Source organism: Streptomyces sp. NPDC058001 (assembly GCF_042886315.1).
Lineage (GTDB): Bacteria > Actinomycetota > Actinomycetes > Streptomycetales > Streptomycetaceae > Streptomyces.
On the sequence record NZ_JBHVQT010000002.1, the window covers coordinates 564234 to 577910 of the forward strand.

The following is a 13677-nucleotide window of genomic DNA, read 5'->3' on the forward strand; positions in this document are numbered from 1 at the left end:
AGCCGGCTCCGGTGCTGGTTCCGGCAGCGATTCCGGCAGTAGTTCCGGCAGTGGTTCCGGTGCCGGTCAGTTGGCGGCCGGCTTGGCCTGGAGGACATTGATGCCGGGATACGGCTGCGCCCGGATCCCGGTGATCCTCTTGGGATTCCACGCCGTCACGAGTTCGTTGTGCACCACGGGATACAGCACGGCCTGTTCCGCGACGAGGTCGATGTAGTCCTGGACCATCGTCTTCTTCTTCGCCGGGTCCGGCTCCCGGGTCGCCTGGTCCATGAGCTTGAACAGCCGCTTGGCCTCGGAGTTCCCGGCCCAGCGCGCGTACCCCATCCACAGGTTCTGCGGCCCGTAGTTGTAGTGCATGATCAGATCCGCGTCGATCCCGAGCTGGTTCGGGTTGGAGGCGGCGGCGACGATCTGGTAGTCCCGCTTCTGGTCCAGCTTGGTGAAGACGGCGGTGGTCTCCTGCGGCTCCAGGGTGGTCTCCACGCCGATCGCGTCCCAGGACGCCTTGATGGTCGGCAGACAGTCCACGATCCAGGAGACGTTGACGGACATCAGGCTGACCTTGAGCCCGGAGACCCCGGCCTCCTTGAGCAGCGCCTTCGCCTTGTCCGGGTCATAGCCGTAGACGGTCTTCGCGGGCCGGTACGCCGGGTTCCCCTCGTCCAGGAAGGACGTCGACGCCTTGCCGTGGCCCTTCAGGGCGGCCTCGATCATCTTGTCGGTGTCGATGGCGTAGTGCAGCGCCTGCCGCACCCGGACATCGCCGAACGGCTCGTGCCCGGTGTTGAACAGCAGGAACAGATTGTTCATCCCGGCCCCGCCCTCGACGGTCAGCCCGCCCTTCTTCAACTGCTCGATATTGGCGTACGGGATGTTGTCCGCGATCTGCGCGTCCGCGCTGGCACCGGAAATTTTCGCGACCCGGGGAGCGGCGTCCACGATGGTGAACCAGTTCATCTTCTTGAAGTTGGGCTTGCGGGGCCCGTTGTAGTCGGCGAACGCCTCGAAGGTCGTGTTCGTCTTCGGCTGGTGCGAGGTCTGCCGGTACGGGCCCGAGCCGATCGCCTTGCCCTTGATCGCGTCCTCCCAGGCACCCGGTTTGGAGAACACGTGCTTCGGCATGATCTTCGCGAGCGTGAGCCGCGCGGCGCCGTCCGGGAAGGGGAACTTCAGCACCAGTTCGACGGTCTTGGCGTCGATCTTCTTGACCTCTTGCAGCCAGCTCGCGAAGAAGCCCTTGGCGAGGGTCTGGGTGTCCGGGTCGAGGATCCGGTCGAAGACGAACACGACGTCGTCCGCCGTGACCGGCTGTCCGTCGTGGAACTTCGCGCCCTCGCGCAGCGTGAACTTCCACGAGGTGGAGTTGAGGTCCTTGGGCATCTCGGTACCGAGCGCGGGATACGGCTCACGGGTGATCGGGTCGGTGTCGAGCAGGCCCTCGTAGATGTGGTGGTTGGCGGCCACCGCGAACGCCGACGCGGTCTGCGTCGGGTCCCAACTGCCGTCGTTTCCATAGCCGATGACGGCGGTCAGGGTCTCCAGGGCGCCCTTGCCGCCACCGTCCGTCTCGTTCGTCGACTTCGGTCCGGACGAACACGCGGAGAGCGTCGAGGTGATGACGGCCGCGGCGCCGATCGCACCGGAGTACTGAAGAAAGGACCGGCGGTGCAGTGCCGGTCCGTCGGTCACGTTTCGCACAGTGCCTCCATACAGGAGATGGGACGTCCTACGTCGCCGTGACCATAGAAGCGGGTGCCGGGGTGGTCAAGGGGGTGCGCACGAATCACCCGTGGAGGGTCGGTGTGCGGCCCGCCGATCGGGGGGTGGGGGATTTCGGGGAACCGGGGGCGTCCGGGGGCTTGCGTGCGGAGGTCCGGTGGGGGAACGGTGGGGCTCCTGTGTGGGGCCAGGGTCTTGCGTGGGACTGCGGGGCCTTGTGTGGGGTGGGGGTCTCGTGTGACACCGGAGGCACCCCCGCAGTGCCTGCGTACGGGACCGGAAGGGAAAGTTCTGTCGGACATGGGACGTGGGATGTCTGACGCGCGTACCATGTGCCGCATGTCTGAGGAGCCGAAAAACTCCCGGGGGCGGCCCGCGCGCGAGCGGCGGGTGAGCAGCCAGATCCAGCGCGAGGTCATGCAGTTGATCCTCGACCAGGGGCTCAGGCCCGGTACCCCCCTGCCCACCGAGGCCGATCTGATGGACAGCCTCGGCGTCAGCCGCAACTCGGTGCGCGAGGCACTGAAGGCGCTCCAGGCCCTGGACATCGTGGAGATCCGGCACGGCTACGGCACGTATGTCGGCGAGGTGTCCCTCACGCCCCTGGTCGACGGCCTCACCTTCCGCGCACTCTCCCAGCAGGCCGACGACACCCGTGCGCTCCTGGAGATCCTCCAGGTCCGCGAGGTTCTGGAGGAGGGCCTGATACGCCGGGTCGCCGCCACCGTCACGGACGCCGAACTCGATGAGCTGGAAGGCATCGTCGTCCGGATGGAGGAGGCGGGCCGCGCGGGTGATCCCTTCCCCGAACTCGACCGCGCCTTCCACGAGTTGCTGTACCAGTCGCTCGGCAATGTGCTCGTACCGCAGTTGCTCGGCGCGTTCTGGAACGTTTTCCGGCGGGTCGCCGGGGTGCGTGGCTGGACGGATGACCCGTCGCCCGCGCTCACCGTCCGCCGCCACCGCGACATCCTCACCGCACTGCGCGCCCGCGACGTACAGCAGGCGCAGCGCGCGATGGCGGACCACTTCCGGGGCATCGAATCACGTGCGGGACAGGCGACGAGGGGGGTCGGATGACCGGTGTGGGGGGTCGGATGAACGGCGCGGGTGACCGGCCGGCGGAGCTTCAGGACCGGGACCGGCTCGCGGGGTTCCGGGCACGGCTGCGCGGCATCGGATACGGCGGCGACTACAACCCCGAACAGTGGGGCGCCGACGTCCATGTCGAGGACATGAAACTGATGCGGGAGGCCGGCGTCGACCTGGTCACGCTCGGCATCTTCGGCTGGGCCCGCTCCGAACCGGCCCCGGGCGTCTACGACTTCGGCTGGCTGGACCCGCACATGGACCGGCTCGCGGAGGCGGGCGTCGCGGTCTCGCTCGCGACGATGACGGCGTCCCCGCCGCCGTGGCTGAGCCGGCTGCACCCCGAGATCCTGCCCGTGATGGAGGACGGCACCCGGCTGCACGCCGGGTCGCGTCAGCACTGGTGCCCGTCGAGCCCGGTGTTCCGGGACCAGGCGGTCCGCCTGGTCTCGGAACTCGCCACCCGGTACGCGCGGCACCCGGCGCTCGCCCTCTGGCACATCGGCAACGAGTACGGCTGCCATATCTCGCGGCACTGCCACTGCGGGGTGTCGACGCGGGCGTTCCGCATCTGGCTGCGGGCCCGGTACGGCACGGTCGACGCCCTCAACGACGCCTGGTCGACGGACTTCTGGTCCCAGCGGTACGGCTCCTTCGACGAGATCCGCACGCCGCGCACGGCACCGTCCTTCCGCAACCCGACGCAGCAACTCGACTACTGGCACTTCTCCTCGGACGAACTCCTGGCCTGCTACGAGGCGGAGAAAGAGGTACTGGACCGGCTGACCCCTCAGGTGCCGGTGACGACGAACTTCGTACCGGTGGCGAAGACCCTGGACCTCTTCAGGTGGGCCAGGTCGATGGACATCGTGTCGTACGACTCGTACCCGGACCCGCACGACCCGGACTCCTTCCACCGGACGGCGTTCTCGTACGACGTGATGCGGGGCCTCAAGGACGGCCGCCCCTGGCTGCTGCTCGAACAGGCCCCTTCGGCGGTCAACTGGCGTGAGGTGAACGGCCGTAAGCCACCTGGGCGGATGCGGCTCGACACCTGGCAGGCGGTGGCGCACGGCGCCGACGCGACCCTGTTCTTCCAGTGGCGCCAGTCGCGCGGCGGCGCCGAGAAGTACCACTCGGCGATGGTCCCGCACGGCGGCAGGGACACCCGGATCTTCCGCGAAGTGGCCGAACTGGGCGCGGAGTTGGGGTCGGCGGAGGATCTGGTCGGTTCTGTTCCCCTCCGTGCCGACGCGGCCCTGCTCCTGGACTGGCGCAGTTGGTGGGCCCTGGAGCTGGACGCGCATCCGAGCGCGAAGGTGTCGATGCTGGACGCCGCGCTGGCGTATCACCGTCCGCTGTACGAGGCGTCGGTGGCGTGCGACGTGGTGTCGGTGGAGTCGGATCTCCTGCCCTACAAACTGCTGCTGGTCCCGAACCTGTACGCGGTGAGCGAGGAGACGGCGGCACGCATCCGGGAGTACGTGGACGCGGGCGGCACCGTGCTGATGTCGTACTTCTCGGGCATCACCGACGAGCACGACCGGGTCCATCTCGGCGGCTACCCGGCCCCGTTCCGCACCCTGCTCGGCCTGACGGTGGAGGAGTTCGCGCCACGCGCGGACGGCCGGTGGGAGGAGGTCATCCGCCTGGAGGGCGCGGAGGCGGTACTCCGCCTGGACGAGGCGAGCGGCGGCGGCCCGGCGGTGACACGGCACGCGTACGGGCGCGGGACGGCGTGGTACGTGGGTACGGACCTGCCCGCACTGGAACTGCGGTCCCTGATGGACCGGGTACGGGAGGAGACCGGCGTCCCCCCGACCCTCCCGAACCTGCCACCGGGCACCCAGGCGAGGACACGGCTGGCGAAGGACGGCACGAAAATCCATGTGGTACTGCCACTGTCACCGGAGGGGGCGGGGCTGGACGCCGGGGGAGTGGAGATCATCCGGACGGAGGGGTGAGGATGTGCCCGCACCCCGCCCCGCCCCGGCACGGGTGGCTGGGCGGGGTGCGGGTGCCCGGCAGGGGTGCCGGCGGGCGGGTGGTGCGGTGAGTGAAAGGGGGCGTCAGTTCCAGTTGTCGATTTTGACGTCGTGGGGATCCGGGGCGCCCTTGCCGGTTTCGATGAGCGACTTCAGGCTCATCAGGAAGAGCGCCCACTTGGTGCTGCAGTGGTGCATGAACTCCACCGGCTCCTTCCAGCCCTGGTGCTTGAACAGGACGACGGTGTAGTCACCGACCTGAGCGAGGTCCCAGGACACCTGGGTGCCGATCCACTCCTCGGGCCCGTCGACCACCTCCCACACCACGCGCCGGCCCGGGGCGAGTTCGATGACCTTCATGTCGAAGCCACCGGCCCCGAACCGGAACCTGAGCGCGCCGTCGACACGGTCGCCCTCGCCGTGGGTGTCGGTGGTCCACCAGCCGGCGAGTCCGTCGGGGGTGGTCAGGGCGGCGTAGACGTCCGCCACGGGTGCTGTGATGGCGACCCTGTGCAGAATGTCGACCATGATGGATCCTTCTCTCGGGTGTTGACGCCCCCGCTTGCTTCTTGTGGTTCTTATGGGCGCGTGTCGAGCTGGTCCTGCTCGTGCTGGATGGCCTCGGCGATGCGCTTGATGCGCCGGAGCCGGGCGTCCCAGGCCGCTCCGACGGAGGAGAACTGGGCTATCGCTCGGCCGAGTTGGGCCTCGTCCACCCGGTATCTGCGCTCGCGTCCGGCGGGCGTCCCGTGCACCAGCCCGACGCGGTCGAGCACGCCGAGGTGTTTCGCGACGGCCTGCCGGGTCACGGGCAGTCGCTCGCTGAGGGTGGTGGCCGTGCCGTGGCCGTCCGCCAGCAGCAGATCGAGCATCCGCCGCCGGGTCGGATCACCGACCGCCGACCACAGATCGTCGTCGACGGCGGTGGTCACGGGGTCGACACCAGCCGTGCGACGTACTCGCCGAGTCCGGACATGGCCCGGTCCCAGCCGCCGATGTGCTCGCGGTACTGCTCCTCCAGCTTCGCGGCCTCCCAGCCCATCTCCCGGAACCCGGTCTCGGTGAGCTGGACCGTGGTGCCGGTGCCGGACGGGGTGAGTTCGAAGGTGACCAGCAGCGAGTCGGCGGACTCGTCCAGCTTGCCGTCGGGGTAGCACCAGCGGAACGCGAACAGGTGGGGCGGCTCGGCCTTCACCACGCTGATGGGGGCGACGTCCACCCGATCGCCCCAGACAAGCTCACCGACCGCGCCGGGGGTCGCCTCGAAGTCGGCGGCGTCGGACCACCATTCCGCGATGTGCTCAGGGCTGCTGACCACCTTGAAGACCACCTCGGGAGAGGCGTCGACGTGGATCTGCCGCTCGATACTGCCGTACTCCATGTGCGTCACCTTTCGGATCAATGTGCAACGTTCGGTTGCGCATCACATTAGCCGACGCCTCCCCATCGCGCAACCATTGGTTGCTAATCCCGCATACCCGCTGGTCAGCGCCCACCCTCACCTCTTCGGCGCCGCCGGCACCGACCACGCATGGGGCCCCGCCGAGATCAGCGGCAACATCATCCGCGACCAGACCGCGTCCTGCACGCGCTACTAGCTGGTGTCGGACCCTGTCCGGACGTCAGGGGAGGGTGTCTGCCGGTCACCGGTCCCCCACTCCGTCCCAGCACCCCCGCGCCATACGAGACAATGACCCCATGAGCCTGTTTCGGGACGACGGTGTCGTGCTGCGGACTCAGAAGTTGGGTGAGGCCGATCGCATCATCACGCTGCTGACCCGCGGGCACGGCCGTGTGCGCGCGGTGGCCAGGGGGGTGCGGCGGACCAAGTCCAAGTTCGGGGCCCGGCTCGAACCCTTCTCCCACGTCGACGTGCAGTTCTTCGCGCGCGGCAGTGAGCTGATCGGGCGTGGGCTTCCCCTGTGCACACAGAGCGAGACCATCGCCCCGTACGGTGGCGGCATCGTCACCGACTACGCCCGCTACACCGCCGGCACGGCCATGCTGGAGACCGCCGAGCGGTTCACCGATCATGAAGGGGAGCCCGCCGTGCAGCAGTATCTGCTGTTGGTGGGTGGGTTGCGCACCCTCGCCCGGGGGGAACACGAGCCCCATCTTGTTCTGGACGCCTTCCTGCTTCGCTCCCTCGCCGTCAACGGCTACGCGCCCAGCTTCGGCGACTGCGCCAAGTGCGGGCTGCCCGGACCGAACCGGTTCTTCTCGGTCGCCGCGGGCGGATGTGTCTGCGTTGACTGCCGGGTGCCCGGCAGCGTCGTACCCTCACCAGGGGCCCTCGAACTGCTCGGGGCCCTGCTGACGGGGGACTGGCCGACGGCGGACGCGTGCGAGTCGCGGTACGTCCGTGAGGGCAGCGGGCTGGTGTCGGCATATCTGCACTGGCATCTGGAGCGCGGCCTGCGCTCCCTGCGCTACGTAGAGAAGAGCTAGGAGAGCTGTTCACATGGCACGACGCGGAATCCTCGGACGGTCCCGCCGTGAGTACAAGGCGCCCGAACCACACCCCTCGGGCGCCCGCCCGCCGAAGATTCCCGGCGAACTGGTCCCGCAGCACGTCGCCATCGTCATGGACGGCAACGGCCGCTGGGCGAAGGAACGCGGCCTGCCCCGCACCGAAGGACACACGGTCGGCGAAAGCGTCGTCCTCGACGTCCTCAAGGGCTGCCTGGAGATGGGCGTCAAGAACCTCTCCCTGTACGCCTTCTCCACCGAGAACTGGAAGCGCTCGCCCGACGAGGTCCGCTTCCTCATGAACTTCAACCGCGAGGTCATCCGCCGCCGCCGCGACGAGATGGACGAGATGGGCATCCGTATCCGCTGGGTCGGCCGTATGCCCAAGTTGTGGAAATCCGTCGTCCAGGAGCTTCAGGTCGCCCAGGAGCAGACCAAGGACAACGACGCCATGACGCTGTACTTCTGCGTCAACTACGGCGGCCGTGCCGAAGTCGCCGATGCCGCCCAGGCCCTGGCCCGCGACGTGGCCGCCGGAAAGCTCGACCCGGACAAGGTGAACGAGAAGACCTTCGCCAAGTACCTGTACTACCCGGACATGCCCGACGTCGACCTGTTCCTGCGCCCCAGCGGCGAACAGCGCACCTCCAACTACCTGATCTGGCAGAGCAGTTACGCCGAGATGGTGTTCCAGGACGTACTGTGGCCCGACTTCGACCGCCGTGACCTGTGGAGCGCCTGCCTCGAATACGCCTCCCGCGACCGCCGCTTCGGCGGCGCCATCCCCAACGAGACCCAGGGCTCACAGGGCTCACAGGAGTCGCAGGGGCCCCAGGAGGCGTAGGAGGCACAGGGTTCGCAGGAAGCCCGAGGGTAGCTTCGCGCGGACAACAGACAGGGCCCGGTGCCGCGCGTCAGCGCACCGCACCGGGCCCCACACATAATCCGCTAACGCGCCTCCGCAGCGCCCGCCTCTGCCCCCGCCCCCGCACACTCCGCACACGTCCCGAAGATCTCCACCGTGTGCGCCACGTTCACGAAGCCGTGGTCCGTCGCGATGGCCTCCGCCCACTTCTCGACCGCCGGGCCCTCGACCTCGACGGCCTTGCCGCAGAGTCGGCAGACCAGGTGGTGGTGGTGCTCGCCGGTGGAGCAGCGGCGGTAGACCGCCTCGCCGTCGGACGTACGCAGAACGTCGACCTCGCCGGCGTCGGCGAGGGACTGGAGCGTGCGGTAGACCGTGGTCAGGCCCACCGAGTCGCCCTTGTGCTTGAGCATGTCGTGCAGCTCCTGAGCGCTGCGGAACTCGTCCACGTCGTCGAGCGCCGCCGCCACGGCCGCACGCTGGCGGGTCGACCTGCCTCGAACCGGGGCTGTCACGATGGCCTCCTCATGTCTCCTGCCCGGCCATTGTGCCAGGCCCGGGTGACCGGAGTGTCGTACGTCGCCCCCCACTCGTTCCCTCACTCGTTCCCTACTCGTCCCCACTCGCCCCACCCCGCTCAGCCGCGGGACACCGGCACCGCCGAATCGCCGACGGCGCCAGATCCCGTACCGGAACCCGCACCGGAATCCGCACCAGATCCCGCACCGGACCCCGTGCCCGGAAGCACGCACTCCGTCGGATCGGCGCCCCCGCCCCCCGCCCCCGCCTCGGCCGCCGCCAGCGCTCTCGCCCTGCGTCGCGCGACCGGCGTGGCCAGCAGCGTCAGCACGATGAACACCGCGATGGTCAGCAGCACGATCGTCGCGCCGGGCGGCACATCCTGGTAGTACGAGGTGACCGTGCCGCCCAGGGTCACCGCGACGCCGATCGCCACCGCGACCGCGAAGGTCGCCGCGAAGCTGCGGCTGAGCTGCTGCGCCGCCGCCACCGGCACCACCATCAGCGCGCTCACCAGGAGCAGCCCGACGACCCGCATCGCGACCGTGACGGTCACCGCGGCGGTCACCGCGGTCAGCAGGTTCAGGGCACGCACCGGTAGCCCGGTGACCCGCGCGAACTCCTCGTCCTGGCTCACCGCGAACAGTTGCCGCCGCAGACCCAGCGTGACGGCGACCACGAAGGCCGCGAGGAGACAGATCGCGAGGACGTCCTCCTCGGACACCGTCGACAGCGAGCCGAACAGATACGAGTTGAGGTTCGCGTTGGACCCGCCAGGAGCGAGGTTGATGAACATCACGCCGCCCGCCATACCGCCGTAGAACAGCATCGCGAGGGCGATGTCGCCGCGCGTCCTGCCGTACCAGCGGATCAGCTCCATGATCACGGCGCCGAGCACCGCGACGGCCGTCGCCATCCACACCGGGTTGGCCGACAGCAGGAAGCCGAGACCGACGCCGGTCATCGCGACATGGCCGATGCCGTCGCCCATCAGGGCCTGGCGGCGCTGGACGAGGTAGATGCCGACGGCGGGCGCGGTGATGCCGACGAGGACGGCGGCGAGCAGGGCCCGCTGCATGAAGGCGTAGTTCAGGATCTCCATGGCGGGTCCTCAGCTCAGCAGGCCGGTACGGACCGGCTGCGCGTCGGCGGTGTGCGGGTGGACGTGATCGTGGCCGGGGAGGGCGTGTTGTCCCACGGCGTGCGGCGGCGGCCCGTCGTGCAGGACGCAGCCGTCGCGCAGCACCACCGCACGGTCGATCAGGGGCTCCAGCGGCCCGAGTTCGTGCAGGACGAGCAGGACGGACGCGCCGGCCGCGACCTGCTCGCGCAGGGTCGCCGCGAGGACCTCCTGACTCGCCAGGTCGACGCCCGCCATCGGCTCGTCCATGATCAGCAGCTCAGGTACGGAGGCGAGCGCGCGGGCGATCAGGACGCGCTGGTGCTGGCCGCCGGAGAGGGCGTTCACGGAGTCCTTGGCGCGGTCCGCCAGGCCGACCAGGTCCAGGGCGCGCCGCACGGCCTCACGGTCCGCGCGGCGCAGTACGCCGAAACGGGCGCGGGACAGCCGCCCGGAGGAGACCACCTCGGTGACCGTCGCGGGCACCCCGCCGGCCGCGGTGGTGCGCTGCGGTACATAGCCGACGCGGGACCAGTCGCGGAAGCGGTGGCGCGGGGTGCCGAACAGCTCGATCGCGCCGCCGGTGACCGGGACCTGGCCGATGATCGTGCGGATCGCCGTGGACTTGCCGGAGCCGTTGGCGCCGAGCAGGGCGACGACCTCGCCGCGGTGCACGGTGAGGTCGATGCCGCGCAGCACGGGGCGCCCGCCCAGCTCCGCCGTGACCTTGCGCAGGGCCACGACGGGCTCGCCCTGGTCCGCTGTGACGGGTCCGCCGGTGGTGTCGCCCATGGCTCGCGCCTCCGATGCTGCTGATATTGCCGACCGCTGATGGTGCCGACCGCTGGTGTCGCGGCACCGCTGGTGTCGCGGGACTTCTGGTGTCGCGGGACTTCCGGTACTGGCGGCTACTTCGCGCCGAGTGCCTTCTGCAACGCCGCCAGGTTGGATTCCATTACCTGGAAGTAGTCGTCGCCCTTGGACTTGTCGGTGATGCCTTCGAGCGGGTCGAGTACATCAGTCTTCAACTTGGCGTCGTTCGCCAGGGTCTTCGCGGTCTTGTCGGAGACGAGGGTCTCGTAGAAGACGGTGGTGACGCCGTCGGCCTGGGCCATCTTCTGCAGGTCCTTGACCCGGGCGGCGCTCGGCTCGCTCTCGGGGTCGAGACCGCTGATGGCCTCCTCGGTGAGGCCGTAGCGCTCGGCGAGGTAGCCGAAGGCGGCGTGCGTGGTGATGAAGACCTTGGTCTTGGTGTCCTTCAGGCCGTCCTTGAACTGGGTGTTCAGACCCCCGAGCCGCTCGACCAGCGCGTCCGTGTTCTTGCGGTAGTCCGCCGCGTGGTCCGGGTCGGCCTTCTCCAGCGACTTGCCGACGCCCTGGGCGACCTCGGAGTACTTCACCGGGTCCAGCCAGATGTGCGGGTCGGTGCCCGAGCCCTCGGCGGCGTGGCCGTGGTCGTCGTGCTCCTCCGCGTGCCCGCCGACCTCGTTGCCGTGCTTCTCCAGCGTGGTGAGCTCGGCCGCGTCGACCTTGTTCTTGACGCCGGACTGCTGGACCGCGTCGTCCACGGCGGGCTGGAGGCCCTTGAGGTAGAGGAGGACGTCCGCTTCCTGGAGCTGCGCGGTCTGCCGGGCGCTGATCTCCAGGTCGTGCGGCTCCTGGCCGGGCTCGGTCAGGCTTGTGACACTGACATGGCCCCCGCCGATCTCCTTGGCGAGGAACTCCAGGGGGTAGAACGACGCCACGACGTCGAGCTTCCCGCCGTTCTTGCCGTCGGCGGCGTCCGATGTCGAGCAGGCGGAGAGGGCCCCGAGGCCCAGGGCGGTGGCCGCCGCGACCGCGGTGCCGGATATGAGGCGTCGTCGTACGTTCATGGTTCCCATTTTCAACAAAAGTGGAAACGGTTGTCAATAAACGGCCGGATCACGCTCTGATGACGGACCTCCCGACTCCGCTGCCAACCGATTTGATCCGGGGCCCTCCAGCGCCGGTAACCTGAAGCATTCCGCTCTGAAGCATTCGCTTCGTCGTCGTCGTAATGAAGAGAGCACCGTGGCCGCCGACAAGATCGACACCATCGTCAGCCTGAGCAAGCGCCGTGGCTTCGTCTACCCGTGCAGCGAGATCTACGGCGGCCAGCGCGCCGCCTGGGACTACGGGCCGCTCGGCGTCGAGCTGAAGGAGAACATCAAGCGCCAGTGGTGGCGCTACATGGTCACGTCCCGCGAGGACGTCGTCGGTATCGACTCGTCGGTGATCCTGGCCACCGAGGTCTGGGAGGCTTCGGGCCACGTCGCGACCTTCACCGACCCGCTCACCGAGTGCACTTCCTGCCACAAGCGGTTCCGCGCGGACCACCTGGAAGAGTCGTACGAGGCCAAGCACGGCCACCTCCCCGAGAACGGCCTCGCCGACGTCAACTGCCCCCACTGCGGCAACAAGGGCCAGTTCACCGAGCCGAAGCAGTTCTCGGGCCTGCTCGCCACGCACCTCGGCCCCACCCAGGACAGCGGCTCCGTCGCGTATCTGCGGCCCGAGACGGCGCAGGGCATCTTCACCAACTTCGCCCAGGTGCAGCAGACTTCGCGCCGCAAGCCGCCGTTCGGCATCGCCCAGATGGGCAAGTCCTTCCGCAACGAGATCACGCCCGGCAACTTCATCTTCCGCACCCGCGAGTTCGAGCAGATGGAGATGGAGTTCTTCGTCAAGCCGGGTGAGGACGAGAAGTGGCAGGAGTACTGGATGGAGCAGCGCTGGAACTGGTACACGGGCCTGGGCCTGCGCGAGGAGAACATGCGCTGGTTCGATCACCCGCAGGAGAAGCTCTCCCACTACTCCAAGCGCACCGCCGACATCGAGTACCGCTTCCGCTTCGGCGGCAATGAGTGGGGTGAGCTGGAAGGCGTCGCCAACCGCACGGACTACGACCTCTCCGCGCACTCCAAGGCGTCGGGCCAGGACCTCTCCTACTTCGACCAGGAGGCGGGCGAGCGCTGGACCCCGTACGTCATCGAGCCCGCCGCCGGTGTCGGCCGCACCATGCTCGCCTTCCTGCTCGACGCGTATGTGGAGGACGAGGCGCCCAACGCCAAGGGCAAGATGGAGAAGCGCACGGTCCTGCGGCTGGACCCGCGGATCGCGCCCGTCAAGGTCGCCGTCCTGCCGCTGTCCCGCAACCCCGAGCTGTCGCCCAAGGCCAAGGGCCTGGCCACCGCGCTGCGGCAGCACTGGAACATCGAGTTCGACGACGCGGGCGCCATCGGCCGCCGCTACCGCCGCCAGGACGAGATCGGTACGCCGTTCTGCGTGACCGTCGACTTCGACACCCTCGACGACAACGCGGTCACCGTCCGTGAGCGGGACTCGATGAAGCAGGAGCGGGTCTCCCTCGACCAGATCGAGGGCTACCTCGCGTCCCGTCTGATCGGCGCCTGACCTTATCGCCGGTACGACATCGGCCCCGGTTCCGTGATCTGGAACCGGGGCCTTTCGCGTACGTGGGCCTTTCGCATACGGGTTCAGGTGGTGCCGCGGTCCCCGTCGCCGATGAGTGCGGTGATCGCGGCGACGGTCGCCGCCGGGTCCTCCACCTCCACGACCAGCCGGGCGTACTTCTCGCCGGCCAGCTCCACGACGATCACACGCGCCGGGTCGCGGACGTCCCAGAACGACAGCCGGCCACCGCCGCGGAACGAGCCGAGCGCGAGGACGCCCGGGACATAGGAGGAGACACCCCAGCGCAGACCGGGGAAGGACCGGCCGACATGCTCGTCCGCGTACACCGCCCGCAGATGCGCGCGCGGGACGATCAGCGGGCGCCACCGGCCGAGCAGCCGCGGTCGCCCTTCGATACGGACCTCGATGCCGTCGGGGGTGATGTCGATACGGGCCATGGTGAGACCGTCCTT

At 69.0% G+C, this 13677-nt stretch carries 15 protein-coding genes; 6 read left to right on the top strand and 9 right to left on the bottom strand.

Annotated features, from left to right (window positions below):
* Window positions 1-66 precede the first annotated feature (66 nt).
* Window positions 67-1701, bottom strand: coding sequence for an ABC transporter substrate-binding protein (locus tag ACFVT5_RS05920; protein WP_389881815.1), 1635 nt, complete (start codon window positions 1699-1701; stop codon window positions 67-69).
* Window positions 1702-2052: 351 nt separating this feature from the next.
* Here ACFVT5_RS05920 and ACFVT5_RS05925 point away from each other — a divergent pair, with 351 nt between their 5' ends.
* Both ACFVT5_RS05925 and ACFVT5_RS05930 read left to right on the top strand, forming a co-directional pair.
* Complete coding sequence (locus ACFVT5_RS05925; RefSeq protein WP_389881817.1) at window positions 2053-2802, top strand: FadR/GntR family transcriptional regulator; 750 nt, start codon at window positions 2053-2055, stop codon at window positions 2800-2802.
* Window positions 2799-4775, top strand: coding sequence for a beta-galactosidase (locus ACFVT5_RS05930; RefSeq protein WP_389881819.1), 1977 nt, complete (start codon window positions 2799-2801; stop codon window positions 4773-4775). The genes ACFVT5_RS05925 and ACFVT5_RS05930 overlap by 4 nt, the downstream gene beginning before the upstream one ends.
* 105 nt (window positions 4776-4880) lie before the next feature.
* Here ACFVT5_RS05930 and ACFVT5_RS05935 read toward each other — a convergent pair whose 3' ends face one another.
* The 3 genes from ACFVT5_RS05935 to ACFVT5_RS05945 are packed head-to-tail and all read right to left on the bottom strand — an operon-like array spanning window position 4881 to window position 6177.
* The gene (locus tag ACFVT5_RS05935; RefSeq protein WP_389881821.1) at window positions 4881-5324 is read right to left on the bottom strand and encodes an SRPBCC domain-containing protein; all 444 of its coding nucleotides are present in this window, start codon (window positions 5322-5324) and stop codon (window positions 4881-4883) included.
* Between the two features lie 50 nt (window positions 5325-5374).
* Window positions 5375-5728: an ArsR/SmtB family transcription factor gene (locus ACFVT5_RS05940; RefSeq protein ID WP_389881823.1), complete on the bottom strand. Its 354-nt coding sequence runs from the start codon at window positions 5726-5728 to the stop codon at window positions 5375-5377.
* Window positions 5725-6177 (bottom strand): SRPBCC family protein, encoded by a 453-nt coding sequence (locus tag ACFVT5_RS05945; protein WP_389881825.1) that lies wholly within the window; start codon window positions 6175-6177, stop codon window positions 5725-5727. Before ACFVT5_RS05945 ends, ACFVT5_RS05940 begins: the two co-directional genes overlap by 4 nt.
* A 76-nt stretch (window positions 6178-6253) precedes the next feature.
* Between ACFVT5_RS05945 and ACFVT5_RS05950 the strand changes: the two genes are divergently transcribed.
* The 3 genes from ACFVT5_RS05950 to ACFVT5_RS05960 all read left to right on the top strand — a co-directional run bounded on the left by ACFVT5_RS05950 (window position 6254) and on the right by ACFVT5_RS05960 (window position 8109).
* On the top strand, window positions 6254-6394 hold the full coding sequence (locus ACFVT5_RS05950; protein ID WP_389881827.1) for a hypothetical protein: 141 nt from the start codon (window positions 6254-6256) through the stop codon (window positions 6392-6394).
* 100 nt (window positions 6395-6494) lie between these two features.
* Window positions 6495-7244, top strand: coding sequence for a DNA repair protein RecO (gene recO / locus ACFVT5_RS05955; protein WP_389881829.1), 750 nt, complete (start codon window positions 6495-6497; stop codon window positions 7242-7244).
* A 13-nt stretch (window positions 7245-7257) separates the two neighbouring features.
* Window positions 7258-8109: an isoprenyl transferase gene (locus ACFVT5_RS05960; protein WP_389881831.1), complete on the top strand. Its 852-nt coding sequence runs from the start codon at window positions 7258-7260 to the stop codon at window positions 8107-8109.
* A 104-nt stretch (window positions 8110-8213) separates the two neighbouring features.
* On the opposite strand, the gene ACFVT5_RS05965 is transcribed toward ACFVT5_RS05960, so the two are convergent.
* The 4 genes from ACFVT5_RS05965 to ACFVT5_RS05980 form a co-directional block, all read right to left on the bottom strand.
* Complete coding sequence (locus ACFVT5_RS05965; RefSeq protein ID WP_389882110.1) at window positions 8214-8648, bottom strand: transcriptional repressor; 435 nt, start codon at window positions 8646-8648, stop codon at window positions 8214-8216.
* A gap of 119 nt (window positions 8649-8767) precedes the next feature.
* Window positions 8768-9751: a metal ABC transporter permease gene (locus tag ACFVT5_RS05970; protein ID WP_389881833.1), complete on the bottom strand. Its 984-nt coding sequence runs from the start codon at window positions 9749-9751 to the stop codon at window positions 8768-8770.
* Between the two features lie 9 nt (window positions 9752-9760).
* Window positions 9761-10561, bottom strand: coding sequence for a metal ABC transporter ATP-binding protein (locus ACFVT5_RS05975; protein ID WP_389881835.1), 801 nt, complete (start codon window positions 10559-10561; stop codon window positions 9761-9763).
* A 116-nt stretch (window positions 10562-10677) separates the two neighbouring features.
* On the bottom strand, window positions 10678-11643 hold the full coding sequence (locus ACFVT5_RS05980) for a metal ABC transporter substrate-binding protein (RefSeq protein ID WP_389881837.1): 966 nt from the start codon (window positions 11641-11643) through the stop codon (window positions 10678-10680).
* Between the two features lie 178 nt (window positions 11644-11821).
* Between ACFVT5_RS05980 and ACFVT5_RS05985 the strand changes: the two genes are divergently transcribed.
* Window positions 11822-13204, top strand: a complete 1383-nt coding sequence (locus ACFVT5_RS05985) for a glycine--tRNA ligase (RefSeq protein WP_389881839.1) — start codon at window positions 11822-11824, stop codon at window positions 13202-13204.
* Between the two features lie 83 nt (window positions 13205-13287).
* Here ACFVT5_RS05985 and ACFVT5_RS05990 read toward each other — a convergent pair whose 3' ends face one another.
* Window positions 13288-13662, bottom strand: a complete 375-nt coding sequence (locus tag ACFVT5_RS05990; protein WP_389881841.1) for a hypothetical protein — start codon at window positions 13660-13662, stop codon at window positions 13288-13290.
* Window positions 13663-13677: the final 15 nt, after the last annotated feature.

Bases quoted from the DNA above. Each gene is read 5' to 3' on its own strand.
- ACFVT5_RS05925 (WP_389881817.1), top strand. From the start codon at position 2,053: ATGTGCCGCATGTCTGAGGAGCCGAAAAACTCCCGGGGGCGGCCCGCG.
- ACFVT5_RS05930 (WP_389881819.1), top strand. From the start codon at position 2,799: ATGACCGGTGTGGGGGGTCGGATGAACGGCGCGGGTGACCGGCCGGCG.
- ACFVT5_RS05935 (WP_389881821.1), bottom strand. From the start codon at position 5,324: ATGGTCGACATTCTGCACAGGGTCGCCATCACAGCACCCGTGGCGGAC.
- ACFVT5_RS05945 (WP_389881825.1), bottom strand. From the start codon at position 6,177: ATGGAGTACGGCAGTATCGAGCGGCAGATCCACGTCGACGCCTCTCCC.
- recO (WP_389881829.1), top strand. From the start codon at position 6,495: ATGAGCCTGTTTCGGGACGACGGTGTCGTGCTGCGGACTCAGAAGTTG.
- ACFVT5_RS05960 (WP_389881831.1), top strand. From the start codon at position 7,258: ATGGCACGACGCGGAATCCTCGGACGGTCCCGCCGTGAGTACAAGGCG.
- ACFVT5_RS05970 (WP_389881833.1), bottom strand. From the start codon at position 9,751: ATGGAGATCCTGAACTACGCCTTCATGCAGCGGGCCCTGCTCGCCGCC.
- ACFVT5_RS05975 (WP_389881835.1), bottom strand. From the start codon at position 10,561: ATGGGCGACACCACCGGCGGACCCGTCACAGCGGACCAGGGCGAGCCC.
- ACFVT5_RS05980 (WP_389881837.1), bottom strand. From the start codon at position 11,643: ATGAACGTACGACGACGCCTCATATCCGGCACCGCGGTCGCGGCGGCC.
- ACFVT5_RS05990 (WP_389881841.1), bottom strand. From the start codon at position 13,662: ATGGCCCGTATCGACATCACCCCCGACGGCATCGAGGTCCGTATCGAA.